The organism is uncultured Sulfitobacter sp. (genome assembly GCF_947502895.1).
In the GTDB taxonomy this organism is placed as follows: Bacteria; Pseudomonadota; Alphaproteobacteria; order Rhodobacterales; family Rhodobacteraceae; genus Sulfitobacter.
In genome coordinates this window covers 35,439-60,022 of the sequence record NZ_CANNBM010000004.1, presented here as the reverse complement: position 1 = coordinate 60,022, position 24,584 = coordinate 35,439, and the positions used below count along the sequence as shown (strand labels likewise).

Sequence of the window (24,584 nt, the reverse complement as noted above, 5' to 3'; positions counted from 1 at the left end):
AAAAAGGCCGCGCCCAGTGGCGCGGCCTTTTCCAGAAGTGTCGTAAAACTTAACGCTTGGAGAACTGGAAGCTCTTACGCGCTTTGGCCTTACCGTATTTCTTACGCTCAACAACACGGCTGTCGCGTGTGAGGAAGCCTGCCGCTTTGAGTGCGCCGCGCAGGGAGGGATCGTAAAGTTGCAGTGCTTTGGAAACACCGTGCTTTACTGCGCCCGCCTGACCAGATAGACCGCCGCCTTTGACTGTCGCGTAGACGTCAAACTGGCCATCTGTACCTGTGATGCCAAAAGGCTGCTGAAGGATCATCTGCAGCACGGGGCGTGCAAAATACTCGTTCTGCGGCTTGCCGTTGACGGTTACTTTGCCGGAACCGGGTTTGATCCAGACGCGGGCGACCGCATCTTTACGCTTGCCAGTTGCATAGGAACGGCCCAGCTCGTCGCGGATGGGCTCACGGGGGGTCAGCTCGACTTCTGGAGTGGCTTCAATGCCGGCTACAGATGCGAGGTCTTCGAGTGTGTTGATTTCGTCAGACATGCTCATGCGCTCCGTGTGTTTTTCTTGTTCATGGATGCAACATCCAGAACTTCAGGCTCTTGGGCCTCATGAGGATGCTCACCACCCGCATAAACGCGCAGGTTGGTCATGATCTGGCGGCTCAGACGGTTGCCGGGCAGCATACGCTTGACGGCCAGTGTCACGATACGCTCGGGGTGCTTGCCATCAAGGATGTCTTGCTTGGAGCGTTCTTTGATCCCGCCGGGGTGGCCGGTGTGCCAATAGAACATTTCTTCACGCTTCTTGCCGGTCATCTGGATTTTCTCGGCGTTGATCACGATGACGTTGTCGCCGCAATCCATGTGAGGTGTGAAGGAGGGCTTGTGCTTGCCCCGCAGACGCATGGCGATGATCGACGCAAGACGGCCCAACACGATGCCTTCGGCGTCGATGATGATCCATTTCTTGTCAATGTCTGCCGGTGTTGCAGAAAAGGTTTTCATATACGGTAATCCCGCTAGTAGGTGACAGGGGCGATGCCCCGTTGTGATGGGCGGGTTATACCCGTGCCACCCTCCACGTCAAGCGCGACCAACCGCAATAAAAACATACAAAACATGGACTTACAATTACGGTATTATTTTACCCCATAAAAATCGGATATATCGACAGCTTTTTACCGCGCTCAGCGAAATTCCCGTAGATCACCGCAGCAGTTTGAACGATATTGTCCCCAAATGCTATTGCCCTATGCCCCTACCCTTGCCGCCTTGGCTCTTTTTGTCGTCTCGGCTGTGATTGGTATCTTACCCATGCGCAAACTGATCGAGGTGCGTGAAGCGCAGCACGAATTGCGCATCGGCTCTGCCAGCCGCATATCGCGCATGGGCGGCTGGGCCATCATTGCGTTCTGGCTAATGGCGGTGTGGTTTTTTGCAACCATCATTGGCGATTGGGGGGCGACAGGTGATCTGGACGGCGCGATGGATCGTGCATGGCTGCGTTTGCGTATCTTGCTGGAAATCGCCGCCGCTTTGGGGGATTCGGATTGAGCACCACAAACCCTTCCACACCCGACCCCGACCAATCTGCGCTTTATTGTACGAATTGCGGCGGGCAGTGCCACTATGCACCGACCCGCCATGCACTGGAATGCCTCAGTTGCGGCGAAAAATTCGACCTCAGCCAACCCGACGACAATCGCGCGGCAGAAGAGTTTCCGCACGATCCCGATGCGCCCCAAGCAGACCCGCCGGTCCTGAATACCAGCGACACGCACCAGTGCCGCAATTGCGGTGGCGAAGTGATCTTTACCGGCCCCGCCCTGTCAGAGGCATGCCCCTACTGTAACGGCCCTATGGTCCTGCACAGCGGTGACGCGGGATACGCCACCATGGCGCTGATCCCCTTTCGCATAGACAAAAAACACGCGCAAAAGCAGGCTGCTGCTTGGGTCGCATCGCGCACGGCGGCCCCTACCAACCTGTCTGCCCATGTAGGGCGCGCTGATCTGGCGGGGCTTTATGCGCCTTTCTGGACCTTCGATAGCCAAGAGGCCGTTCAATACTGGGCAAAATACACAACAGGGAGCGGCGATAACAGACGCACACACAGCACCACGGGGCGCATGAACATCACCTTTGACGATATGCTGATGCCTGCCTCGCCCCATGTCACGCCACTGATCCGTGACGGTATTTTGCATGAGTTTGATCCATATGACCTGAAACCTTACCGTGCGGGATATCTGTCAGGCTTTGCCGCCGAACGACACCATCAGAGCGTTGCGCAAGGGCTGGTCGCGAACATGCCCGACAAAAATCTACTGATCCGCAATAAGATCAAGCGCAAGATCAACAAGCGTGGGGTTCACGCGATCCGCTACAATACAGATACCACAGGCATTCACTACCGGCGCATCCTGCTGCCTGTCTGGATGTTGCACTACCAATACAGCGGCAAGGCGTACAAAGTCGTCGTGTCGGGCATTGACGGACGCACCTTTGGCGAACGGCCCTTTTCCACGCTGAAAATGCTGGCATATTCGTCCGCCCTCACCGCAGCCGCGCTGGTATTTGGGCTGATGTGGGGCGCGGCAGGCCTGCTCTAGGCCTAGACAGAAATCTCGTCCGTGGGGTTGTCCAGCAGATCGCGCAAGCGGCCCATCGCTGCCTCAAAACTGCGCAGACTGACGCCAGCGTTGATGGCCATGCGTACGGCATGTGGGCTCTGCGCTTGGCGCGCGGCGAACTCCTCGGCGGCGCGCACACGAACGCCACGTGTCTCTGCTGCGCGGCAAAAGGCACTGGCACGCCAGCCTTCGGGCAGGTTCAGCCAGACAAAGGGCACATCGGCCCGCCACTTCAGATCATATGCGCCCAAAGCGTTTACAGCTGCTTTGACGTAATCGCTGACACCCTCACGGGTCTTGCGCATCACCTCATCCAGATCAGGGTGGAGCATCAGCAGCGCCGCCAAATCGGTTATTGGTGTCGCAAGACCAAAAAAGCCGTGCTCGGCTGCGCGGTGCAATGCGGCAGACTGGTCGCGCGGCCCGATCGCGCACCCAATGCGCAAGGCAGGTGTGACTGATTTACTAAGCGACGAGATATACCAGCTTCGGTCAGGCGCGATCTGACGGTAGGACGGCGCTTGCGCATCGCCAATGCGATAGCAATCATCCTCTACGATTTGCAGATCAAACCGCTTCGCCACCTCGACCACCGCGCGGCGCCGCTCTAGCGGGCTGAAACCACAGGTGGGGCTATGAACCTCGGGAGAGGTGCAGATAATCTGGCCGTCTGGATACCGTTCGGCTGCCGCAGCAAGCGCAATGGGACACAACCCGTCAGCGTCCATTGCCACAGGTACAACATCGGCGCGCAACATATCAGCAGCACGTCGAAACCCTGGATAGCACAGCTCTTCCACAAAAATGACAGGGCGACGGCCCCGCAGGATCGTCTGAAAGATCAACATGATCGCGTTCTGGCCGCCATGGGAAAGCACTACATCCGCCTCGCTCAACGGGCCTAACGGTGTCTCGCGCAGCCAGTGAACCATCGCCTCGCGCGCGCGCAATGCGCCACGGCGCGAAGGATAGTGCATTACACCCGAGGGCGGCTCCTGCGCGATCTGGGACAACAAACTGCGGATCAGGCGCGATTGCCCGCTGTTCGGCAGATGTGGCGAGAACAGATTGACGTCGAAGTTATCGCCGCCTGTCAAATGCTCGATGACGTCCATTTCCATCAAGTTCAGCGGCGGCTCGGCCTTGGGGCTGGCAACAAACGTCCCGCGCCCCACTTCGGCCGTCAGGACACCCTCGTCGGTCAAGACGGTATAGGCACGTGCCACAGTTCCCGGCGTCATGCCCAACTTCCAGCCCAGTTCACGCACAGGGGGCAACTTGCCACCGACCTCCAAATCGCCAGCAGCCACAGCCTCACGGATGGCATTAACGACTGCGCGGTATTTCGGCTTGGTCGCAGGATCAAGCACTGGCACCCAAATTGTATCCATTACAATGTTTCCATAGATCAGCGTGAATTTATATTGTACCCCTTTTGTATGGCAACAACGCCAAATTGTGTCAATACAATTCATATAGGAGATTTTCCCATGACACACGCAGCGATCCTGACGAATGACGCCCTTGCGGTTCTCAACTCCACACGCAGCCTTCCGCTGCTGGCAGTGGTAAGCGTCAAGTTCGCGGCCTGCGTGACAAAATGGGTAACCCGCCGGCGCACGCGCCTGACGCTCGACCAGCTTGAAACATGGCAGTTGCGCGATGTGGGACTTACACCTGATGCGGCTCGCCGAGAGGCGCAAAAGGTGTTCTGGAAAGCGTGACATCCCCGTGGCGCAAACCAGACCTCTTCACTTGGGCAGGGTTCACCCCTGCCCTTTTTTGATACAATTCATCTGAAATTACGGATTGTACCCTAAGGCGTCCGCGCGGGCGGAATAGCATAGGTCATCGTGGCCTGCGCGACAGGCTCGCTCATCCCCTCCGAATACACCAGCACATGACTAACCGACAGCTGACGCCCTAGCTTCAGCAACTTTGCAGTCGCGATAAGGTCAACACCTGCTTTGGGTTTGCGCATAAAATCAAGCGAGCAATTGGTGGTAACTGCCAGAGCCTGCGGCCCGATCATGGCAAGCGTCGCAATATAGGCAGCCACATCCGCCAATGCGAACATGGAGGGACCAGAGACAGTCCCACCGGGGCGCAAATGCTTTTCGGCAATGATCAGCCGCATGGTCACTTCGTTCGGCTTGACCTCTTCTACATTGAAATCATCCGCGACCTGTTGGAACACCTCGCGCATAAACGCCATCAATTGCGGCGCATCCATTTGTACTTCGCCCCGTTCCGCCATGCTTGTGTCCTCCGAACTGTTTGACCTAGAGTTGCCGCAACATGGAGGGTACGCAAGATGGCAATTCTGGAAGTAACGCAACGGGACGCGGTAACGCATCTGACACTGAACAGCCCAGAACGGCTGAATGCGCTGAGTGATGAAATGCTGGCGGCCTTGCAAGACACGCTAGACCAATTGGCTGTCGACCCCGACTGCCGCGTTGTGACCCTGTCAGGCGCGGGCAAAGCGTTTTGCGCGGGCCACGATCTGCGCCAGATGCAAGCCATGCGCCAAAACGCGGATGCAGGGGCCGCTGCGTTTGCTGATTTGTTCGCTCGCTGCACCGATGTGATGATGCGTATCCAGAACATGCCCCAACCTGTCATTGCACAAGTGCACGGAATAGCCACCGCAGCAGGCTGCCAGCTGGTCGCTACGTGTGATATGGCCATCGCTGGCACTGGCACGCGGTTTGGCGTCAACGGCGTCAACATCGGGTTGTTCTGCTCAACCCCCATGGTCGCCCTCAGCCGCAACATCGCACCAAAGAAAGCGTTCGAGATGCTGACCACTGGTGATTTCATCGGAGCGGAGCGCGCCGAGGCGTTGGGACTGATCAATCGTGTCGTAGCCCCCGAAGCACTGGCAGATGAAACTGCCGCACTGGCCGACCAGATCGCGTCCAAGCTGGGGGCGGCTGTAAAAATCGGCAAACGTGCCTTCTATGAACAACTGGCCTTGGACACCGCCGAGGCCTACGCCCATACAGGTGCGGTGATGGTTGAAAACCTCGCGCTTGATGACACACGCGAAGGCATGCAGGCATTCATCGAAAAACGGCCACCTGACTGGAAACAATGACTGTTTCCTAATCAGGCACGGTGTTTTTCCAATGACTTTGTCGTAAATGCGGCAAAATTGCGGTAGGTACATCACGAAACCGTGAGGATGAATGCCATGTTGACGAAGACGCTCGGAGCGCTCGGCGCTAGTTTGTTATGCGGCGTTGCCGCTTTTGCAGGGCCGCTGCCCGCCCCTGTAAGCGACGCAGATTTCCACCAGTTCCCGCCTGAAATGGTTGAGCTTGGCCGTGATCTGTTCTTCGATCCAATCCTGTCGGGTAACCAGAATATTGCCTGTGCGACCTGTCACCATCCAAGCCTCGGCTCGGCTGACGGAATGTCACTGTCCTTTGGCGAAGGGGGTGTCGGGCTGGGAACAGACCGCCGCGTAGATTCGGCCAATGCCCCCAAGGCCCGCATCCCCCGCAATGCGCCTGCCCTGTTCAACCTCGGCGCACGCGAATTTTCGGTCATGTTCCATGACGGACGCACAGCGCGGGACCGCCACGCGATGTTTGGCATTCGTATGCCCGAAGGTCGCACGCTTGAGCGGCCTGTCCCGTCCCCTCTTGCTGCACAAAACATCTTGCCGATTCTGTCACCCGACGAAATGGCGGGCCATCCGGGTGAAAATCCTGTGGCAGATGCTGTGGCCGCCGAGCGGATCATGGGTGAAGGTGGCGCGTGGGAGATTCTCACAGACCGCGTTATCAGCATCCCCGAATACCGCCGCCGCTTTGCCGCACTTGACCGCGAGGACATGCATATAACCGATATCGGCACCGCGCTTGCGGCCTTTATCGGCGCAGAGTTTCGCGCAGTCGACAGCCCTTTTGACAAATACTTGCGCGGCGAAGACGCGATGACCGAAGCGCAGCTGCAAGGGATGGATCTCTTTTACGGCAAAGCGCGCTGTTCAACCTGTCATTCAGGGTCGTTCCAGACCGATCACAATTTCCACGCCATTGGTCTGCCGCAACTGGGGCCGGGCAAAAACACACATGTCTCCTACGGCGATACGGGTCTTGGTATGGTCACGGGCGAGCCTGCGGATATGTACCGCTTTCGCACGCCCAGCCTGCGTAACGTCACGCAAACAGGCCCCTACGGACACAACGGCGCCTATGCCGATCTGGAAGATATCGTGCGCCACCACCTGAATGCGGTCGAAGGTCTGGCAAGCTATGACCGCTCCAAGGCGGTACTGTCAGGCGAATTGAGCGCGGATGACTGGGCCGCAATGGACGACTTTGACGAGGTTATGCGCATCGCGGAAGCCATAGAGATAAGCGATGTATCCTTGGATGAGGCAGAAATTGGCAAGATTATGGCATTCCTTGGTGCACTCACCGATGAGGGTGCTGGCAAGCGCGGTCTTGGCATACCTGCCTCTGTGCCGTCTGGTCTGCCGCTGGATACGCAGCTGCCCCCTTCTTAAGACCACCTAAAATATAACAAAAATTAACCCCCGATGCCTTTTGCGCACGGGGGTTTTTTTCATCTCAAGACGACTGTTGCCAGATCAGCACCGCAGTGTTGCTGACTTACGTCTAGCAAATCGGGCAGCAATAAGGCACAACTACGACATGGCACGAAAGCTGCCCCATTTTGGGTCGCCGCCGGCGGAAGGTCCCTCCAGATCAGACTCTCATCTGATCCTCCTTATTCCCGCAGCGGCGACCCCAAAATCCCCCACCAGAGTAGATAGCGAACGCGACACAGCGCATACGTGACAGGCATTGCCCCATTTGCCGCATCGGTCCCTGTTGCAGCTTTTCGCGCGCTGGCTTATCTGCGGGGCATGGATAATACATTACACATCATCGGCGGCGGTATGGCCGGATCAGAGGCCGCATGGCAGGCTGCAAACCTCGGTGTCAACGTGGTTATCCACGAGATGCGGCCAAAGGTCGGCACCTTTGCGCACCAGACAGGGTTGCTGGGCGAAATGGTCTGCTCCAACTCCTTCCGCTCGGACGATAGCGAGCAGAACGCGGTGGGCTTGCTGCATTGGGAAATGCGCGCGGCCGGCGGCCTGATTATGCAGACAGCCGAAAAACACCGCTTGCCAGCAGGTGGTGCCTTGGCCGTTGACCGTGATCCTTTCGCCCAATCTGTGACCGACGCATTGATGGCGCATCCAAATATCAGCGTTGAATATGGCGAAATCACCAGCCTGCCCGACAGTGGCAACTGGATCATTGCCACAGGCCCGCTGACATCTACTGATCTGGGCGCAGCGATTGCCGCTGAAACGGGCGCAGAGGCGCTCGCGTTTTTCGACGCGATTGCGCCAATCGTTTACCACGACAGCATCGACATGAGCAAAGCGTGGATGCAATCGCGTTATGACAAGGGCGAGACAGAAGAAGAGCGGACTGCCTATCTCAACTGTCCGATGGACAAAGAACAGTATTACGCCTTCATCGACGCGCTTGCCGAGGCGGAGAAAACCGAGTTTCACGAGAACGAGACAGCAGGCTATTTCGACGGCTGTCTGCCGATAGAGGTCATGGCCGAACGTGGCCGCGAGACTTTGCGGTTTGGCCCGATGAAGCCCGTTGGCCTGACCAACCCACATCAGCCCGATGTCAAACCCTTTGCCGTGGTCCAGCTGCGCCGGGATAACAAGCTGGGCACGCTCTACAATATCGTAGGCTTCCAAACCAAGATGAAGTATGGCGCACAAGCCGATGTATTCAAAAGTATTCCAGGGCTAGAGAACGCGAAGTTCGCACGACTTGGCGGTATTCATCGCAATACATTCCTTAATTCCCCGACTTTGCTAGACGGACAAATGCGCCTGAAATCACGTCCGAACATCCGTTTTGCAGGCCAGATCACTGGTGTAGAAGGCTATGTCGAGAGCGCGGCAATGGGCCTGTTGGCAGGCCGCTTGGCCGCAGCGCAGATCAACGGCACTTCCCTTGATACGCCCCCGCCCACTACCGCAACTGGTGCGCTGATTACCCATATTTCGGGCGGCGCCGATGCAAAGACGTTTCAGCCGATGAACGTCAATTTTGGCTTGTTCCCCCCTGTCGAAGGGCTCAAGAGCGGGCGCCGTGGGCGCAAGGACCGCTACAAAGCCTATACAGATCGCGCCAAAGACGACTGGCAGGACTGGCTAAACGCTGGACAAGAAGGTTAACGAACGTATCATAGAAGTATGACTACAAGTTTTCTCGACAAAGCCTACGAGGCGCGCGACGCTGATGCGACCCGCGCGCTTTATGACAGTTGGTCCGCTTCTTACGAAGTTGAAATCACACAAAACGGCTACGCCACACCCGCGCGGTGCGCACAAGCTCTTGCAGAATTCGCCAAAAACAAATCCGCACCATTGCTTGATTTTGGCTGTGGTACAGGGCTGTCCGGTCTCGCCATGAGGCTGGCCGGTTTCGAGGTTATTGATGGCGTTGATGTCTCTGCTGACATGTTGGCCCATGCCAGAGTCAAGAACGTGTACCGCACCCTAAGTCAGATCGAACCAGACGCGGCGCTGGAGGGTGACCATCTGCTGATGTGTGCCGTCGGTGTGATCGGTGCGGGTGCTGCTCCGATCTCGGCGCTTGATACCATGTTGCATGCGCTGCCAAGCGAGGGATTGCTGGTCTTTTCGCTGAACGACAACGCCTTGACCGACCCTGGCAATACAGCACGGCTGAATGAATGGCTTGATTGTGGGGCAGCACGGCTGTTGTTTAGCGAACATGGTGATCACCTGCCTGGCCACGATCTCCAGTCAACTGTCTATGTAGTTGGAAAAGTTTGATCTTAACCACTAGATTTGCACCATCACCGACTGGTCCACTCCATTTGGGCCATGCTTATTCTGCGCTTTTAGCATATGATCTGGCACATGCGGCAGGTGGAGATTTCTTGCTGCGGATCGAAGATATTGACCAATCGCGCGCAAGGCCTGAATGGGAGGCGCAGATATTTGACGATCTGGCATGGTTGGGCCTGCACTGGCCCACGCCTGTTATGCGACAGTCAGACCGTATGGACGTTTACGAGGCTGCTCTTGACGCACTATGGGCCCGCGGATTGCTGTATTCGTGCACCTGCACCCGTGCCGATATCGCCGCGGCCACCAGCGCCCCGCAAGAGGGCGCGCCCCTGCTAGGGCCTGACGGTCTGATTTATCCCGGAACCTGTCGCCACAATCGTACACCAACAGGCCCGCGACCGCGCGGTTCTGCCCTTAGGCTAGATATGGAAAAGGCCTGCGCGTGCGTTGCGAGGTCTGTCGAATTTACCGAAGACAGCACAAACACCCGACATGCATACTCGGCAACTGACCTGATTGAGGGCGTGGGAGATATTGTTCTGGCGCGACGCGATATGGGGACGTCGTATCATTTGTCCGTCGTACTGGATGATGCGGCACAGTCCATCACCCATGTTGTGCGCGGTGCCGATCTGTTTGACGCAACGCGCATTCATATCCTGCTGCAACATCTATTAGGGCTGCCTACCCCCCTTTATCATCATCACAAACTGATCCGCGATAACGCAGGCAAGCGCCTTGCAAAACGTGACGACGCGAGGGCAATATCGCTGTTTCGCGCCGAAGGTCTAAGCCCCGAAGACATTCGGTCACGGGTAGGCATCTAAGGAACTGCGGCGCCTACGTCCTGCTCACCCTGCGCGGTAACACTGGTGTAAAAACAGCTGCGCCGCCCTGTGTGGCAGGCAGCCCCCACCTGTGACACCTGCATCACCAGACAATCGCGGTCACAGTCCACGCGCATCTCTTTCAGGGTCTGCACGTGGCCCGAGGTCGCCCCCTTGGCCCAGAACTCCTGACGCGAACGGCTCCAGTATGTGACCTGACCCGTTTCAAGCGTACGCATCAGGCTTTCCGCATTCATCCACGCCATCATCAGAATTTCACCTGTCACGTGGTCTTGTGCAATTGCGGGGATCAGGCCCGCATCATTGTAGGTCAGGGTCGATGGATCAAATGACATGGTGCCGCGCCTCGTTCAAAAGTTTTTGCATCCGCAACTTATCAGCTTATGTAGAGGTCAGGAAAAGGAAATACCATGTCCAGCGACAGTGACCTCATCAAGCTATACTCGGCCCGTATTCTCGCGCTTGCTGCGGATATTCCGCATTTGGGCCGTCTGGACGCACCCGATGCCAGTGTCACGCGTCGCTCACCGCTATGCGGGTCTAGTGTGACGGTTGATGTGCGGGTAGCAAACGGGCAACTGGCCGATCTCGGCCTAGATGTAAAAGCCTGCGCTCTCGGTCAGGCGGCCGCAGCCATCACAGCGCAGGCTGCAATAGGTGCGACACTGAAAGAAGTCGAGCTGGCGCGAGATCAACTCAAGGCAATGCTGAAAGGCAAAGGTGGCGTGCCCGAAGCGCCGTTTCAAGAATTTGAAGTCCTTACCCCCGCTGTTGAATATAAAAACCGTCACGCATCGATTCTCCTGACGGTCGAAGCGCTGGCCGAGGCGATGGCCACCACCTACGCTACAGCCTGACACCGGGCCATTCCGCCCTATCGCTAAAACAAAAAAAACGCCGCACATCCGGGACAGGATGGCGGCGTAAGGAAAAGCGTTCCCCATGTGGGACCCAAGGAAACCGGTTTGGGGCAGGCAACCCCGACATGTCACGGACAGGCAGAACGAAACATGTAAGACGCATCAATTTGGGACAGATGCGCCTGAAAACCGGCCCTGGCACGAGAGCGCAGGCAGAAAATCAGACAAGGCCAGGGAGATGTAGACCAACTACCAGCATCACGATCAATGCAGCAGCACCTGCTGCGTCCTGTACCAGCGTGTCTTGCGACCGTGCGGCAATGGCTTTGACTGTGTGGTAGAAGCTCATGTGTCTCTCCGTTCTTGTTGCTCCTTTGTTCTCATATTATTAATGCATCGTAAAGAACTTTTTAAGAACATTTGTGAACTTTTTGGAACACCCGAAGTTAACCGACTGAAATCAAACGAATTGCTTCATCCTGCCGCATGAGCCACAAAAGCAACCGCGCCGCGCGCCCCCGCGCACTGTCCAGCGTTGGATCATCGTTGAGTAGTTTGCGCGCATCGCTTTGGGCGACGGCCATCAGCGCCGCCTGTTTCTCTAGATCAGCCACCCGAAAGCGTGGCACGCCCGATTGCGCTGTTCCGATCAAATCACCCGTGCCGCGCATTTTCAGATCAGTCTCGGCGATCACAAAACCGTCCTCTGTCTCGCGCAATACTTCCAGCCGCTGACGGCCTGTTTCGGTGAGCGGGTTTTGATACATTAACAAACAGCTAGAAGCGGCCGAGCCGCGACCGACGCGGCCACGCAACTGGTGCAGCTGGGCGAGACCAAAGCTCTCTGCCCTTTCGATCACCATGATCGAAGCATTCGGGACATCCACCCCAACCTCGATTACCGTAGTCGCAACCAATAGCTTGGTCTCGCCCCGCTGAAACGCCGCCATCGCGGCGTCCTTGTCTGCAGGTGGCATCTGGCCGTGAACCAGCCCGACCATCCCCTCGCCGAGGACAGCGCGCAATCGCTTGAAACGCTCCTCGGCTGCGGTCAGGTCACTGACCTCACTTTCTTCGACCAGCGGACATACCCAATAGCATTGCCGCCCCTCGGCCATTGCCGCACGCAGTCGCTCGGTCACTTCCTCGTATCTGTCTGTGCTGATAAGGACAGTCTGGATCGGCTTTCGACCCGGAGGCTTTTCATCAAGAACACTGACATCCATATCCCCGTACTGCGCAAGGGCGAGGCTGCGTGGAATGGGGGTCGCTGTCATCACCAGTACGTCCGCATGACGGCCTTTGCGCCCCAGCTCTAGCCTTTGACGTACACCGAAACGGTGCTGTTCATCTACAACGGCCAATCGCAGATCATGGAAAACCACAGTTTCCTGAAATACAGCATGGGTTCCGACAAGCACGTGGATATCGCCCCGCTCTAGCGCGTGCAGCTTTGCCGCACGCTCGCCCCCCTTGTCGCGCCCTGTGAGGATTTCCAAAACCACACCCGCGCTCTCGGCCAATGGCTGAAGACCTTGCAAATGCTGGCGTGCCAAAATTTCCGTTGGGGCCATCAGCACACCCTGCCCACCCGCCTCGACCGCAGCGAGAAGCGCCATGAAAGCAACCAGCGTCTTGCCCGCGCCCACATCACCTTGCAACAGACGGTTCATGCGCTGATCAGTGGCCATATCGGCTATGATCTCGGATATCGCACGGCGCTGTGCGCCCGTCGGCTTGTATGGAAGGCTTTTCAACACCTTATCCTGCAACACTCCTGTCGGATGCAGCGCGCGACCCTTTTTGCGCCGCTCAACCTGCCGCGCAAGTGCGAGGGTGATCTGATGGGCCAATAGTTCGTCATATGCCAACCGCATGCGCGCGGGTGCAGCCGCGCTTATATCACTTAGCGAGGCTGGATCATGGGCCGATGCAACAGCACTTGCAAAATCAGGCCACGCCTCTTTGGCAAGTTGGCTCGGGTCAATCCACTCTCCCATCTGGGGGATCAGTGCAACGGCCCCGCGGGTGGCCTTATACATCAACTTTTGTGTGACACCGTGGGTTAACGGATAAACGGGCTCAAACCGCGGAATACTGTCGGCCTCAGCCTCGGGCACAATGAAATCGGGATGAACCATTTGCGGAATGTTATCAAATACCTCCACACGGCCCGAAACGATACGGCGGCTGCCCTCTGGCAGTTGGCGCTGCCAATAGTCACCACGCGCATGAAAAAACACCAGCTGGAACGCCGTATTCCGATCGCTGACCTGAATACGATAAGCGCCCGTTTTGTTACGCGGCGGTGCGTGTTTTCCAATGGTCACGGCCACCGTAAGCGTTGCTGGAAAAGGCGCGCCCTCAATAGTGTCGATCAAACGGCGATCAATCCCTGACTGCGGCAGCGTAAACAGCAAATCACGCGGGGCCAGCACCCCTAACCCTGCGAAATGCTGCGCCGTTTTCGGCCCCACCCCCGCAAGGGTCTCAAGCCCTGCAAAAAGCGGAAACAGAGGTTCGGGGCGCGTACTCATGTATTGGCGATCAAGGCCAGCCAGCCATCTTCGTCCAACGTCTCGACCCCTAGCTCAACAGCCTTTTTGGCTTTGGACCCTGCGCCTGGTCCAGCCACTAATATGTCTGTTTTCGCACTGACCGATCCCGATACTTTCGCACCCAGACGTTCGGCGCGGGCTTTGGCTTCTGCACGGGTCATCTTTTCCAAGGTGCCTGTAAACACAACAGTTTTACCAGCTACCGGTGAATCCGATGTGTCGGCACGCTGGGCCTCTTGCACCACAAGCTCGGCGACCAAACGCTCGATCGAGGCCCGCTCCGCCTCTTGCGCGAAAGCGCCAATCAAAGATCCGGCCATCACAGCGCCCATGCCATCAATCCCGATCAGGTCTTCGTATGCAGGGCCTTCCAAACTGCGCGCATCCAGCATGCCTTGGGCCAGTGCATCCCAAGTGCCATAGTGGAGCGCGATCATGTTCGAGGCAGCTTCGCCCACATGGCGAATCCCCAGACCAAAGATCAGACGGGCCAGCGGGATCTTGCGCTTGTCCTCAATGGCTACGAATAGCGCATTCGCGGATTTCTCTCCCCAACCTTCGCGGTTTTTGAGCTGCTGCACGCCTGCGCCATAGCGCGCCTGTAGGGTAAAAATGTCTGCAGGTTCTGCAATCCAACCATCGGTATAGAATTGTTCCACCTGTTTTGCCCCCAGCCCGTCAATATCGAACGCGCCGCGCGAGACAAAGTGCTTCAACTTTTCAACAGCTTGCGCAGGGCAGATGAGCCCACCCGTACAGCGGCGGACCGCATCACCAGGCTCCCGCACAGCATCGCTGCCGCACTCGGGGCAAAGCGTGGGAAATACAAAAGCTTCGGCTTCTTGCGGACGTTTTGCAATATCCACATCGGCAACTTTGGGAATCACATCCCCCGCGCGGTACACCTGCACCAGATCACCGACGCGAATGTCCTTACCGCCCCTGATCTCAACGCCTTTGCTATCCAGACCTTTGATGTAATCCTCGTTGTGCAACGTGGCGTTCGACACGACAACACCGCCCACCGTGACAGGCGAAAGCCGCGCTACCGGGCTTAGCGCGCCTGTGCGACCTACCTGAATGTCGATCCCCTCAAGCCTAGTCCACGCCAGTTCTGCGGGAAATTTATGCGCGGTTGCCCATCGCGGCGTGGTCGAGCGAAAGCCGAGACGGTCTTGCAACGCCAAGTCATCAACCTTGTAGACAACCCCATCAATATCATAACCCAAGCTGGCGCGCTGTGCCTCAATCCTGCGATAATGCGCGATCATCTGATCCGGGCCATCACAGCGTTGTGTCAGTGGATTAGTCGAAAACCCGAACTTTTCCAAAGCCTTGATAGCGCCCCACTGCGTTTGGGAGAGTGGTTCTGACAAGCTGCCCCAGGCGTAGGCGAAAAAGCGCAAAGGCCGCGCACGGGTAATCTCGGCATCCAGTTGCCGCAGTGATCCCGCAGCTGCGTTGCGCGGATTGGCAAATGTCTTTCCGCCGCGGTCAGCCTGCCGCATGTTCAATGCCTCGAAATCAGCGTGGCTCATGTAGACTTCGCCGCGCACTTCCAGAATCTCTGGGGCGCCGGATATCTCGTGCGGGATATCAGCTATTGTGCGGGCATTGGATGTAACATTCTCCCCTATGTTGCCATCACCACGCGTGGCCGCTTGCACCAATTTGCCGCCCTCATACCTCAACGAGAGAGACAGTCCGTCAATCTTGGGCTCTGCCGTATAGGTAAGCGGTACATCAGGAGCCAAGCCGAGATATTTGCGAATGGAAGTATCAAATTCGGCGACATCTTCATCTTGAAACGCATTGGAGAGCGACAGCATGGCGACGCTATGTGCAATCTTGCCAAATCCCGCAGCAGGCGCTGCGCCAACAACGTCGCTGGGGCTATCGCTCCGCTTTAGCTGAGGATACCGCGCTTCGATTGCTGCATTGCGCTGTTTAAGCGCATCATACTCCGCATCGGAAATCTCTGGCGCATCGTTCGTGTGATAGGCCGAATTCGCCCGTGCAAGCTGCGCAGCCAATCGAGCAAGCTCTGCTTCAGCTTGCTCAGGTGTCAGCGTATCGACCTCAAGGTCCGCATTTGGTGTTTCCGAAATCACAAGACCTGCCCCAGATTGCTGCCTACCTTGCTGTAGATAGGCCGCGACCATGAGCAGGTCTAGCATCTTTCATATCGGTGCCTTCGCCTTTCAAGCGCTGACAGCAATTTCCATCTCTGCAGGATCAGGATCACGCAGCACATAACCACGGCCCCAGACCGTTTCGATGTGGCTTGCACCGCCTGTCGCTGTTGTCAGCTTCTTGCGCAGTTTGCAGATAAATACGTCGATAATCTTTAACTCAGGCTCATCCATCCCGCCGTAGAGGTGATTGAGGAACATCTCTTTGGTCAGAGTTGTCCCCTTACGCAAGCTCAGCAATTCAAGCATCTGGTATTCCTTGCCTGTCAGATGCACAGGCTTGTTCTCTACGCTGACGGTTTTGGCGTCAAGATTGACCGAGATAAGGCCCGTATCAATGACTGATTGCGAATGCCCTTTGGAGCGTCGGATGATCGCATGGATCCGCGCCACCAGCTCTTCGCGATGGAACGGTTTGGTCAGATAGTCATCTGCGCCAAAACCGAAACCGCGAATCTTGCTGTCTGTGTCATCTGCACCCGACAGGATGAGAATCGGCGTTTCGATCCGGCTTAGGCGCAACTGGCGCAGCACTTCGTGACCATTCATGTCAGGCAGGTCCAGATCGAGCAAGATGATGTCATAATCATACAGCTTTGCCAGATCTATCCCCTCTTCTCCCAGATCCGTCGCATAGACGTTCAGGTTGGCATGGGTCAGCATCAGTTCGATGCTTTTGGACGTCGTAGGATCGTCTTCAACGAGCAGCACGCGCATTTTTGTTCATCTCCGCCGGAATTGTGTCAATCTATAGACCTAATCGTGAACAAAATTAGTTAACTACTCGTAAATGTTGGATACGATAATGTCATAACAACCTAAAGTTGTCTATATTTTTGCACCATTGTTGCTTTCAACGCCGCCTCACCATGGGTAGAGACTGCGCGCACCCACTCAATGAATTCGTCATCACTAAGATTATACCGCTTGAGCGCTTCGTCTTTACTAATCAATCCATAAACCACGCCGCGCACGACAGCCGCCTTGCGCGAGGCGACCCAACGCCGCGTGCTGTCTGGCGGAAGGTCCGCATGGGTCATCACAGTGCCATCACCTAGCGTCACAGCGCGCGGACCATCGACTTTTTTCAAATACATCACTAACCACCGTCATCATTACACCAACAGCATTGCGCCAATCGCTGTTAAAGACAGGTGAACCGCCCCCTTGTGAGTAGTTCGCATTTTCCTATATTCCACCTGAACACCCTAAATCCGCGCGAGGCCCCCATGCCGCTAGATCAAAAACCACCGCTCAATTCGCTGGGCTTTGCCAAGGCCCCCGCTGACACGCGGGTTGTGGTTGCTATGTCAGGCGGGGTGGACAGCTCGGTTGTTGCCGCGATGCTGGCCGAGGAAGGGTATGACGTGATTGGCGTCACGCTACAGCTCTACGATCACGGGGCGGCATTGGCGAAAAAAGGGGCCTGCTGTGCGGGTATCGATATCCATGATGCGCGCCGCGTGGCAGAAGACATGGGTTTTCCTCATTACGTCTTGGACTATGAAAATGTGTTCAAGGATGCAGTGATTGACGAATTCGCCGAAAGCTATCTGGGCGGCGCAACACCGGTCCCTTGCATCCGCTGCAACGAGCGGGTGAAATTCAAGGATCTGTTGGAAACTGCCAAAGATCTTGACGCTGATTGTATGGCGACCGGCCATTACATTCAGCGCTTGATGGGTACCGAAGGACCAGAACTGCATGCAGCCGCTGACCCCACCAAAGACCAGAGCTATTTCCTGTTCTCGACCACGCCCGAGCAGCTGGACTATTTGCGTTTCCCTTTGGGCCACCTGCCCTCCAAGGAAGCAACGCGCGCGCTGGCTGAAAAATACGGACTAAAAGTTGCAAATAAACCCGACAGTCAGGATATCTGCTTTGTTCCAAATGGTGATTACGCCTCTGTCATTCGCAAACTGCGGCCAGAGGCAGCGGATCCGGGCGATATTGTAGACACCGATGGCCGCGTGCTGGCGCGTCATGACGGGGTGATCAACTATACCATCGGTCAGCGGCGCGGGCTTGGCATCGGCGGATTGGCCGATCCGCTTTACGTCGTGCGGCTGGATGCGGATAATAAACAGGTGGTGGTCGGACCGAAACACTTGCTGGCCACGCGCACGGTGCCCGTAAAGGAAGTGAACTGGTTGGGTGACGCGCCTTTTGCCTCACGCGAAGAATGGCATGTAGGGGTGCGCGTTCGCTCTACCCGCCCCCCGACCGAGGCGATCTTGCGCCCGAAGTCCGACACAACGGCAGAGGTTGAACTGCTGGTAGCTGAAGAAGGCGTCAGCCCAGGTCAGGCCTGTGTTTTCTATGATCCCGACAGCAGCCGCATCTTTGGCGGTGGCTGGATTCATCGCGGCTAGCCCTGCGCCAATCCATCCAGAACGGCGCGGGCGGCACGCACACCAGGTGCTTCTCCGCCCTGCCCCAAGCGCTGCATGGTCAGAGCCATCGCCGCGCGTTGCGCGTCGGGTTCGGCCAGCACTTCACTGACAGCGCGCGCGATTTGCGGTGGCTGGCAAGCCTTGCCGATGAATTCAGGCACAACACGGCTGTCTGATACCAGATTAACAAGCGTTACCGTATCGATCTTGACCATCCGGCTGATGACAAAGCGGCTGAGCGGGCTCATGTCATAGGCGATCACCATGGGCGTATTGGCCGCCGCAAGCTCCAGCGATACGGTCCCTGACGCGGCAAGTGCAACATCCGCCGCTTTGAATGCAGCGCGCTTTTGGGTCATCGCATCTGTATAAGCGCCCTGTCGCGGGTCAAGAACGGTTGTTGCGGGCCAAGCAGTAGTTAGCGCCGCAACAGCGTCAGCGACAGGGGCGGCAGCGGGTACGACAAAATGTAAATCAGGATGTTCGCTGTGCAATCTGCGCACAACGTCACCAAACCGCGCGCCCAGACGCGATACTTCCGAAGTCCGAGACCCCGGTAGTACCAACATCAACGGCGCATCATTAACCCCGATCGTAGCTCGAAATTCATCCGCTTGGGCATCTGTCGCCACGGGCTCGGCCACAACGGGATGACCCACAAAATCACACCGCATGCCCGCAGCTTGCATATATGGCGGTTCAAACGGGAGAAGCGCCAGAACTTGATCAATGTGGCGTGCCATTTTCGCCGCGCGCCCGGCCCGCCATGCCCAGACTGTGGGGGCCACATAATGGACCGTGCGGACAGTGCTGCCTTCTTTGACCAGCTTTGCAACACGCAGAGAAAAGTCAGGGCTGTCGATCGTGATCAAAACATCAGGCTGGCTGTCGATGACGGCTTGTGCTGTCTGTGCAATACGACGTTTAAGGTGACGGTATTTCGGCAAAATCTCTGCCAACCCCATCACACTCAATTCACTCATATCAAAGCGGCTGACCAACCCTTCGGCCTGCATTTGCACGCCGCCAATCCCTTCAAATTGCACATCAGGATGCAACGCTTTCAGCCCCGCCATCAGCGCACCACCCAGCTTGTCGCCAGACGGCTCCCCCGCAAGGATGAAGACCCGCAGCGGGTTCATTCCCCCGTGCGCGCCCAAAAAACAAGACCATGTTCATCCGCGAGCGCCGCACAGCGCGCCGCATCCAGTACCAGAACATCGCCCGCATCTACGACCACACCCGCAAGTCCCGCAGCATGTGCAGCGTTCAGTGTTTCCGGTCCAACGGTAGGCAGATCAATCTGACGGGACTGGCCCTGCTTTGGGCCTTTGAACAATATCGCATGTTTGGCGGATGCGCCCGAGGGCAAACGCGCCAGCATGTCATCAGTGCCGCGTGCATCTTCCATCCCCAGCACACGCTCTGCGCCCACCACACAGGCTTGGCCGATATCTTGTGGAGACATCGCCAGAATATGCGCGGCAGCGACATCTGCATCGCTTCGCATTTGTGCATCAGGCCAATGTTCGCCGTAGACCCCGCCTTTGGCCAACAGATCAGGCGCAATCTCATGCGCACCCAGAACTTGAAAACCCGTCTTTTCAAAGAGGTCCACGACAACACGTAGCGCGCCATCATCACCGGATTGCAGCGCCTGCATGAACATCGGCACCAGCGGCGCTGTCTCCGCGTCCAGCTTGGAAGGGTCCAACGCGGGGCGATCTAGTCCGCCAGCAAAACACACCTGCGTCACGCCACGCGTTCCCAATTCAAGCAACAAGCTACCGAGTGTTTCCAAACGAAACGTAAGATCAGCCTCGATCCCGCTGAGGGTTATCCCTTCATACCCGCACACCAGCGGGGGCGTGGCGGCAGCGCGTGCGACCGATGCGGGCAGATCACCCCGTCCTGCAACAATCGCCAGCGTCATTTGGGCGTCAGGAAATTACGGCCACTGTCAGCCAAAACAAAGTCCACAATCTCACTCACATAAGCGCTTTCCGTCTCGGCGCCGAGACGTTCGGCGCGGTCATGGAATGTGCCGTCTCCTTGCGCCAGCATCTGGAAGGCCGCACGCAATGCGGTGATATCGCTGCGCGTCACACCGCGGCGTTTTAGTCCTACAAGATTCAGCCCGTCCAGATGCCCGCGCGGTGCCTGAACCAACCCATAAGGAATCACGTCATTCGTCACCATCGTAACTGCACCAATAATAGCGCCGCGCCCGACGCGCACCCATTGGTGGATGCCCGAAAGTCCCCCGATGATCACCTGATCCTCAATCACACAATGGCCTGCAACAGCAGCGTTGTTCACCACCACCACATCATTCCCAACAACAGCATCATGCGCGATGTGACAGCCTGCCATGAACAGATTGTCATCACCTACACGGGTCAAACCACCGCCACCTTCGGTGCCACAGTTCATCGTCACATGCTCGCGTATGCGGTTGCGTTTGCCAATCTCCAGCCGCGTGGCCTCGCCCTTGAACTTTAAATCCTGCGGGATTTCGCCAATCACCGCGAAAGGAAAGATCACCGTCCCCTCGCCGACCGTCGTCTGGCCCGTGACAACCACGTGGGATTTCAAAACGACATCCGCGCCCAACACAACCTGCGCGCCCACCATGCAAAACGGGCCGACGGTGGCGCTGGGATCAATCTGCGCGCCGTCCTCGATTACGGCGCTGGCATGGATGGCCATTATGCGTCTGCCTTTGGCAAATCAAGCATCGCCATAAATTCTGCCTCGGCTGCCATTTCCCCGTCAACGGTTGCCACGCCCGAGAACTTCCAGATTTTGCCACCCGGCTTGCCGCGCAACGTCTTTACGTCCATTCGCAAAACATCTCCCGGTACGACCTTGCGGCGGAACTTGCAGTTATCAATGGACATGAAATAGATCAGCATATCACGGTCCAACTGGTCCAGCGCTACCCCAATCATCACGCCAGCAGTCTGCGCCATCGCCTCGACGATCGTGACACCGGGCATGATCGGCGTTCCGGGAAAGTGGCCCTGAAAATGCGGCTCGTTCATGGTTACGTTCTTGTATCCAACCGAAGATGCCGTGCCGTCGATCTCCTCTACCTTGTCGACCAGAAGGAAAGGATAGCGGTGCGGCAGGATGCGCTGAATGGTCTGGATGTCCGCGCGCTTGAGATCGTTTGTCATGGTGGTTCCTTCGGTATTGCTTGGCCCAACAGCTAACAATTGCGCCGCAACGGGGCAAGCGTCGTTACGTGTATGGCTTACTCACCAGAGGGTGCGGGCGCTGCGGATGTGCCATCGCCGAGTGAGGCATTCAGCCGCGCGATAGCTGCTGATGTAATGTCGCTGCTGTTTGAGCTGAAAAACGTCGTACGCCGCTCCAAAACGACAGTCGCACCTACTTCAGCCATCAATTCCTCAAATACGGGACCGGCAGCGGTCAGAAAAACTTCACGCTCTTTTTCCAGCTGCGCATTGAGATCGCGGGACTTGATTGCTTGCGCTTGACGGGTTTCTTGCACCCGCGTGTCAAACGCATCAGCCAGCGGGCGAAACTCTTCGGGTGTCATGCTTGCGCGACGGTCAGTCAGGTCTTGTTCGGTTTGCGCAAGCTCCGCCTCGATCTGGCGGTTTTCGGCAGCCAGCGCATTGCCGCGTTCTTCGATTTCGCGCACCACGCGCTTCCCGAAATCACTGCTCAGAAACAAGCGGTCGCTGTCGATTGTCAGGATCGCAACAGGCGCGGTCAAACGAGCCTCTTGCGCGGCCAACGGCTGCGCAAGAGCCAACCCCACAATCAGCCCGAGCCGCGTGAGAAAACCTACCATCGCCTAGAATTGCGTCTGGAGCGTAATCTCGAACTTTTGCTCGCGGTCGTAGTCTTCCTTGCGGATCGCGTCCGAGATGTTGAACTGAAGCGGGCCAACAGGCGTATCCCAGAAAATGGACACCCCGATCACATGGCGGAAATCGCCGCTCTCACCCTGTGCCGTGCCGCCACTAAGGTTGACATCGGACAGGTCCCAAAGGTTGCCTACGTCATAAAAGACACCGCCGCGGATGCCGTACTCTTCTGGCAGCCCCAGCGGGAATTCCGCCTCGAGACGGCCGACGAGATACAGGTTCCCCCCCAGCGCATCCCCGTTCGTGGCACTGCCGTCACGTGGGCCAATGCCACCCGGCTCAAAACCGCGCATCTGCGACGGGCTGAGCAAAAAGCGGTCTACAGCACGGTTTGTGCCGCCGCTCCACGCCAGCGCACCACCTTCAAGTGTAGCCCGCAAGGTAAGCTCTTCGTTCAGGAATTTTTTCTCACCGATCACTTTTGCAACTGTACGCACGTATTTCTGATCGCCGCCCAAACCGGCGAAATCCTGACTAAAGCGGAAAAGCACGCCTGCGTTAGGGTCAAGACCCGTACGCCGTGTATCATAGCTGTATTCATAGCCGAACGAGGAAGAAAGCAGCGAGCCTGCATCAATATCAGACTGGATGATGCCGCCATGCTCAATCGGATCACGGGCGGTAGTTTCCGTCTGCTCTGCGGTATAGCGCAGCTGCAAACGACCATTCTCTGAAATTGGGAACGTCAGGCTGGGACGGAAGGTCAACCGTTTGCTGTCATAGGTCGAGAAGGACGAATTGGTCTCGGAATAGTCCAGCTCCAGACCAAAGCTCACATCGCGGCCCAGCAATGACGGCTCTACAAAGCGCAGGCCATAACGGCGCGCGTCCGAAGCTGTCGAGACGTTGAGAAACAGTTTTTGCCCCCGTCCGACAAAGTTTTCCTCTGCAAAGCTGATCGCAACACCCAAACCATCGGAGGATGAAAACGATCCGCCAAAGTTAAGTGAGCCTGTCGGTTTCTCTTCGACGTCAACGTCAATCACCACCTGCTCGGGGGATGATCCTTCACGGGCGTTCACCTCGGCAGTTTCGAAATATCCCAATGCGCGGATACGCTCGGCAGATTGCCGGATTTCGCGCGGGTTAAACGGGTCGCCCTCTACGCTGTCGAACTGGCGACGCACAACACGGTCAAGCGTGGTTGTGTTGCCCTCGATGTCGATCCGCTCCACAAAAATGCGGTTGCCACGCGACAAGACGAATTCGACATCCAGTGTCAGGTCACGCTCGTTGCGCGTGACACGCGGTTCTACCCGCATAAAGTCAACACCATCGCGGATGGCTTGCCGTTCCAAACGGGCGATATCGGCCTCAACCAATGTCGGTGAATAAACAACGCCCGGCTTTACTTTGATGAAAGACGCATAGACATCGCCATCAACATTGGACAGCTCCGAGGTCACGCTAACTTGACCAAACTTGAACTGCTGGCCTTCCTGAACGTTAAAGCCAACAAAATATCCGTCACGCTCTTGGGTCAGTTGGGCATTCACGGAATTCACCCGCATATCCACGTACCCACGCGAGAAATAGAAATCGCGCAGAACCTGCTTGTCGAACTCGATGCGGTCCTCGACAAAGGTATCCCTGCGTACCAGACGGCGGAAAATACCAGCCTGCTTGGTGCCCAGAACGCGGCGCAAACGACGGTCAGAGTATTTGCGGTTGCCCACAAAGCTCAAACGCTCGACCTCGACATTGTCGCCCTCGAACACTTCAAACACCAGATCCACGCGGTTCTGGCTGCGCTTGATTACTTTCGGTTGCACCCGTGCGGACAGGCGCCCATCGTTCGAATACGCCTGCGCAATGGAGTTGGCATCTTTCTCCGCGAGCGCGGGGTTGAACACCCTGCGCGCGGTCGAATTGATAACCGAGCTCAGCGCCTCGTCCTTGATGCGGCGGTTGCCTTCAAACGAAATGCGGTTGATCGTCGGCAGTTCAACTACCGTGATCTTGAGCGTTCGGCCCTGAGGCTCGATCGAGACACTCTCGAACAAACCCGAGTTGTTCAGCCGCTGGAAAGCATCGTTCAGCTCACCTGCGCTGACAGCCTGACCACGGGCGATTCCGGCCTGTGACAGGATTGCGCTGTCGCCGATCCGCTGGTTTCCGTCGATCCGCACCGTATTAAACTGGTACTGCTGAGCAAAAGCCTGAGGCGCGGGTGCGACCCAAGCTGTTGTAAGCATTAATGAAAATGCAAGCCCCTTGAGGCCTGTCCGAAAATAGCTGTACTGCTCAAGCGCGCCTTTTGTGCGCGACGTCGACCCCAGGCTCATGGTTATTACCCAATTTTATAAACACCGTTAATTCCTGAGTACCCT

The 24,584-nt window shown here is 56.9% G+C and carries 26 protein-coding genes; 10 read left to right on the top strand and 16 right to left on the bottom strand.

What is annotated here, in order from left to right:
* Positions 1-49: 49 nt before the first annotated feature.
* Complete coding sequence (rpsI, locus tag Q0903_RS15370; RefSeq protein ID WP_299030034.1) at positions 50-538, bottom strand: 30S ribosomal protein S9; 489 nt, start codon at positions 536-538, stop codon at positions 50-52.
* 2 nt (positions 539-540) lie between these two features.
* Positions 541-1,002 carry a 50S ribosomal protein L13 gene (rplM, locus tag Q0903_RS15365; RefSeq protein WP_299030031.1) on the bottom strand — a complete coding sequence of 154 codons (462 nt, stop codon included), beginning with the start codon at positions 1,000-1,002 and terminating at the stop codon, positions 541-543.
* 234 nt (positions 1,003-1,236) lie between these two features.
* Between rplM and Q0903_RS15360 the strand changes: the two genes are divergently transcribed.
* Positions 1,237-1,551, top strand: coding sequence for a hypothetical protein (locus tag Q0903_RS15360; protein WP_299030028.1), 315 nt, complete (start codon positions 1,237-1,239; stop codon positions 1,549-1,551).
* The gene (locus Q0903_RS15355) at positions 1,548-2,609 is read left to right on the top strand and encodes a hypothetical protein (RefSeq protein ID WP_299416861.1); all 1,062 of its coding nucleotides are present in this window, start codon (positions 1,548-1,550) and stop codon (positions 2,607-2,609) included. The genes Q0903_RS15360 and Q0903_RS15355 overlap by 4 nt, the downstream gene beginning before the upstream one ends.
* Positions 2,610-2,611: 2 nt before the next feature.
* Here Q0903_RS15355 and Q0903_RS15350 read toward each other — a convergent pair whose 3' ends face one another.
* The gene (locus Q0903_RS15350; protein WP_299416859.1) at positions 2,612-4,021 is read right to left on the bottom strand and encodes a PLP-dependent aminotransferase family protein; all 1,410 of its coding nucleotides are present in this window, start codon (positions 4,019-4,021) and stop codon (positions 2,612-2,614) included.
* Between the two features lie 99 nt (positions 4,022-4,120).
* On the opposite strand from Q0903_RS15350, the gene Q0903_RS15345 reads away from it, so the two are divergent.
* Positions 4,121-4,354 (top strand): DUF1127 domain-containing protein, encoded by a 234-nt coding sequence (locus Q0903_RS15345; protein ID WP_299416857.1) that lies wholly within the window; start codon positions 4,121-4,123, stop codon positions 4,352-4,354.
* 92 nt (positions 4,355-4,446) lie between these two features.
* On the opposite strand, the gene Q0903_RS15340 is transcribed toward Q0903_RS15345, so the two are convergent.
* Positions 4,447-4,887: a PaaI family thioesterase gene (locus Q0903_RS15340; protein ID WP_299030016.1), complete on the bottom strand. Its 441-nt coding sequence runs from the start codon at positions 4,885-4,887 to the stop codon at positions 4,447-4,449.
* Positions 4,888-4,944: 57 nt separating this feature from the next.
* Between Q0903_RS15340 and Q0903_RS15335 the strand changes: the two genes are divergently transcribed.
* The 5 genes from Q0903_RS15335 (at position 4,945) to gluQRS (ending at position 10,331) form a co-directional block, all read left to right on the top strand.
* Complete coding sequence (locus tag Q0903_RS15335; RefSeq protein ID WP_299416855.1) at positions 4,945-5,730, top strand: enoyl-CoA hydratase; 786 nt, start codon at positions 4,945-4,947, stop codon at positions 5,728-5,730.
* A gap of 96 nt (positions 5,731-5,826) precedes the next feature.
* A complete protein-coding gene (locus Q0903_RS15330) occupies positions 5,827-7,149 on the top strand; it encodes a cytochrome c peroxidase (RefSeq protein WP_299416853.1) in 1,323 nt (440 codons plus the stop codon).
* Between the two features lie 363 nt (positions 7,150-7,512).
* Positions 7,513-8,862 (top strand): methylenetetrahydrofolate--tRNA-(uracil(54)-C(5))-methyltransferase (FADH(2)-oxidizing) TrmFO, encoded by a 1,350-nt coding sequence (trmFO, locus tag Q0903_RS15325; protein ID WP_299417196.1) that lies wholly within the window; start codon positions 7,513-7,515, stop codon positions 8,860-8,862.
* Between the two features lie 18 nt (positions 8,863-8,880).
* Positions 8,881-9,486 carry a class I SAM-dependent methyltransferase gene (locus tag Q0903_RS15320; RefSeq protein WP_299416851.1) on the top strand — a complete coding sequence of 202 codons (606 nt, stop codon included), beginning with the start codon at positions 8,881-8,883 and terminating at the stop codon, positions 9,484-9,486.
* Complete coding sequence (gene gluQRS / locus Q0903_RS15315) at positions 9,483-10,331, top strand: tRNA glutamyl-Q(34) synthetase GluQRS (RefSeq protein WP_299416849.1); 849 nt, start codon at positions 9,483-9,485, stop codon at positions 10,329-10,331. The genes Q0903_RS15320 and gluQRS overlap by 4 nt, the downstream gene beginning before the upstream one ends.
* Here gluQRS and hisI read toward each other — a convergent pair.
* Entirely contained in the window at positions 10,328-10,687 is a 360-nt protein-coding gene (gene hisI / locus Q0903_RS15310) for a phosphoribosyl-AMP cyclohydrolase (protein WP_299029999.1), read from the bottom strand. The genes gluQRS and hisI overlap by 4 nt on opposite strands.
* 75 nt (positions 10,688-10,762) lie before the next feature.
* On the opposite strand from hisI, the gene Q0903_RS15305 reads away from it, so the two are divergent.
* Positions 10,763-11,209, top strand: a complete 447-nt coding sequence (locus Q0903_RS15305) for an iron-sulfur cluster assembly scaffold protein (RefSeq protein ID WP_299416847.1) — start codon at positions 10,763-10,765, stop codon at positions 11,207-11,209.
* Positions 11,210-11,432: 223 nt separating this feature from the next.
* Here the strand turns inward: Q0903_RS15305 and Q0903_RS15300 are convergent, their stop codons facing one another.
* The 5 genes from Q0903_RS15300 to Q0903_RS15280 all read right to left on the bottom strand — a co-directional run bounded on the left by Q0903_RS15300 (position 11,433) and on the right by Q0903_RS15280 (position 17,059).
* Positions 11,433-11,561 carry a hypothetical protein gene (locus Q0903_RS15300; RefSeq protein ID WP_299029995.1) on the bottom strand — a complete coding sequence of 43 codons (129 nt, stop codon included), beginning with the start codon at positions 11,559-11,561 and terminating at the stop codon, positions 11,433-11,435.
* Between the two features lie 97 nt (positions 11,562-11,658).
* A complete protein-coding gene (recG, locus tag Q0903_RS15295) occupies positions 11,659-13,749 on the bottom strand; it encodes an ATP-dependent DNA helicase RecG (protein ID WP_299416845.1) in 2,091 nt (696 codons plus the stop codon).
* A complete protein-coding gene (ligA, locus tag Q0903_RS15290; protein WP_299416843.1) occupies positions 13,746-15,947 on the bottom strand; it encodes an NAD-dependent DNA ligase LigA in 2,202 nt (733 codons plus the stop codon). Before ligA ends, recG begins: the two co-directional genes overlap by 4 nt.
* Before the next feature lie 24 nt (positions 15,948-15,971).
* Positions 15,972-16,679, bottom strand: a complete 708-nt coding sequence (ctrA, locus tag Q0903_RS15285) for a response regulator transcription factor CtrA (protein WP_299416841.1) — start codon at positions 16,677-16,679, stop codon at positions 15,972-15,974.
* A gap of 101 nt (positions 16,680-16,780) precedes the next feature.
* Positions 16,781-17,059 carry a DUF1153 domain-containing protein gene (locus Q0903_RS15280; RefSeq protein WP_299029984.1) on the bottom strand — a complete coding sequence of 93 codons (279 nt, stop codon included), beginning with the start codon at positions 17,057-17,059 and terminating at the stop codon, positions 16,781-16,783.
* Positions 17,060-17,191: 132 nt separating this feature from the next.
* On the opposite strand from Q0903_RS15280, the gene mnmA reads away from it, so the two are divergent.
* On the top strand, positions 17,192-18,334 hold the full coding sequence (mnmA, locus tag Q0903_RS15275; RefSeq protein ID WP_299029981.1) for a tRNA 2-thiouridine(34) synthase MnmA: 1,143 nt from the start codon (positions 17,192-17,194) through the stop codon (positions 18,332-18,334).
* Here the strand turns inward: mnmA and lpxB are convergent.
* From lpxB to bamA, 6 genes are all read right to left on the bottom strand, one after another.
* Positions 18,331-19,497, bottom strand: a complete 1,167-nt coding sequence (lpxB, locus tag Q0903_RS15270) for a lipid-A-disaccharide synthase (protein ID WP_299416838.1) — start codon at positions 19,495-19,497, stop codon at positions 18,331-18,333. The two genes, mnmA and lpxB, sit on opposite strands and share 4 nt — an antisense overlap.
* On the bottom strand, positions 19,494-20,288 hold the full coding sequence (gene lpxI / locus Q0903_RS15265; RefSeq protein WP_299029975.1) for a UDP-2,3-diacylglucosamine diphosphatase LpxI: 795 nt from the start codon (positions 20,286-20,288) through the stop codon (positions 19,494-19,496). The genes lpxB and lpxI overlap by 4 nt, the downstream gene beginning before the upstream one ends.
* A complete protein-coding gene (gene lpxA, locus Q0903_RS15260; RefSeq protein ID WP_299030640.1) occupies positions 20,285-21,067 on the bottom strand; it encodes an acyl-ACP--UDP-N-acetylglucosamine O-acyltransferase in 783 nt (260 codons plus the stop codon). Before lpxA ends, lpxI begins: the two co-directional genes overlap by 4 nt.
* Positions 21,064-21,534: a 3-hydroxyacyl-ACP dehydratase FabZ gene (gene fabZ, locus Q0903_RS15255; protein WP_299029972.1), complete on the bottom strand. Its 471-nt coding sequence runs from the start codon at positions 21,532-21,534 to the stop codon at positions 21,064-21,066. Before fabZ ends, lpxA begins: the two co-directional genes overlap by 4 nt.
* Before the next feature lie 77 nt (positions 21,535-21,611).
* Positions 21,612-22,178 carry an OmpH family outer membrane protein gene (locus Q0903_RS15250; RefSeq protein ID WP_299416835.1) on the bottom strand — a complete coding sequence of 189 codons (567 nt, stop codon included), beginning with the start codon at positions 22,176-22,178 and terminating at the stop codon, positions 21,612-21,614.
* A gap of 3 nt (positions 22,179-22,181) precedes the next feature.
* Positions 22,182-24,449 (bottom strand): outer membrane protein assembly factor BamA, encoded by a 2,268-nt coding sequence (gene bamA, locus Q0903_RS15245; protein ID WP_299030639.1) that lies wholly within the window; start codon positions 24,447-24,449, stop codon positions 22,182-22,184.
* Positions 24,450-24,584 lie beyond the last annotated feature (135 nt).

Bases quoted from the DNA above. Each gene is read 5' to 3' on its own strand.
- rpsI (WP_299030034.1), bottom strand. From the start codon at position 538: ATGTCTGACGAAATCAACACACTCGAAGACCTCGCATCTGTAGCCGGC.
- rplM (WP_299030031.1), bottom strand. From the start codon at position 1,002: ATGAAAACCTTTTCTGCAACACCGGCAGACATTGACAAGAAATGGATC.
- Q0903_RS15360 (WP_299030028.1), top strand. From the start codon at position 1,237: ATGCTATTGCCCTATGCCCCTACCCTTGCCGCCTTGGCTCTTTTTGTC.
- Q0903_RS15350 (WP_299416859.1), bottom strand. From the start codon at position 4,021: ATGGATACAATTTGGGTGCCAGTGCTTGATCCTGCGACCAAGCCGAAA.
- Q0903_RS15345 (WP_299416857.1), top strand. From the start codon at position 4,121: ATGACACACGCAGCGATCCTGACGAATGACGCCCTTGCGGTTCTCAAC.
- Q0903_RS15340 (WP_299030016.1), bottom strand. From the start codon at position 4,887: ATGGCGGAACGGGGCGAAGTACAAATGGATGCGCCGCAATTGATGGCG.
- Q0903_RS15335 (WP_299416855.1), top strand. From the start codon at position 4,945: ATGGCAATTCTGGAAGTAACGCAACGGGACGCGGTAACGCATCTGACA.
- Q0903_RS15330 (WP_299416853.1), top strand. From the start codon at position 5,827: ATGTTGACGAAGACGCTCGGAGCGCTCGGCGCTAGTTTGTTATGCGGC.
- trmFO (WP_299417196.1), top strand. From the start codon at position 7,513: ATGGATAATACATTACACATCATCGGCGGCGGTATGGCCGGATCAGAG.
- Q0903_RS15320 (WP_299416851.1), top strand. From the start codon at position 8,881: ATGACTACAAGTTTTCTCGACAAAGCCTACGAGGCGCGCGACGCTGAT.
- hisI (WP_299029999.1), bottom strand. From the start codon at position 10,687: ATGTCATTTGATCCATCGACCCTGACCTACAATGATGCGGGCCTGATC.
- Q0903_RS15305 (WP_299416847.1), top strand. From the start codon at position 10,763: ATGTCCAGCGACAGTGACCTCATCAAGCTATACTCGGCCCGTATTCTC.
- Q0903_RS15300 (WP_299029995.1), bottom strand. From the start codon at position 11,561: ATGAGCTTCTACCACACAGTCAAAGCCATTGCCGCACGGTCGCAAGAC.
- recG (WP_299416845.1), bottom strand. From the start codon at position 13,749: ATGAGTACGCGCCCCGAACCTCTGTTTCCGCTTTTTGCAGGGCTTGAG.
- ligA (WP_299416843.1), bottom strand. From the start codon at position 15,947: ATGCTAGACCTGCTCATGGTCGCGGCCTATCTACAGCAAGGTAGGCAG.
- ctrA (WP_299416841.1), bottom strand. From the start codon at position 16,679: ATGCGCGTGCTGCTCGTTGAAGACGATCCTACGACGTCCAAAAGCATC.
- Q0903_RS15280 (WP_299029984.1), bottom strand. From the start codon at position 17,059: ATGTATTTGAAAAAAGTCGATGGTCCGCGCGCTGTGACGCTAGGTGAT.
- mnmA (WP_299029981.1), top strand. From the start codon at position 17,192: ATGCCGCTAGATCAAAAACCACCGCTCAATTCGCTGGGCTTTGCCAAG.
- lpxB (WP_299416838.1), bottom strand. From the start codon at position 19,497: ATGAACCCGCTGCGGGTCTTCATCCTTGCGGGGGAGCCGTCTGGCGAC.
- lpxI (WP_299029975.1), bottom strand. From the start codon at position 20,288: ATGACGCTGGCGATTGTTGCAGGACGGGGTGATCTGCCCGCATCGGTC.
- fabZ (WP_299029972.1), bottom strand. From the start codon at position 21,534: ATGACAAACGATCTCAAGCGCGCGGACATCCAGACCATTCAGCGCATC.
- Q0903_RS15250 (WP_299416835.1), bottom strand. From the start codon at position 22,178: ATGGTAGGTTTTCTCACGCGGCTCGGGCTGATTGTGGGGTTGGCTCTT.
- bamA (WP_299030639.1), bottom strand. From the start codon at position 24,449: ATGCTTACAACAGCTTGGGTCGCACCCGCGCCTCAGGCTTTTGCTCAG.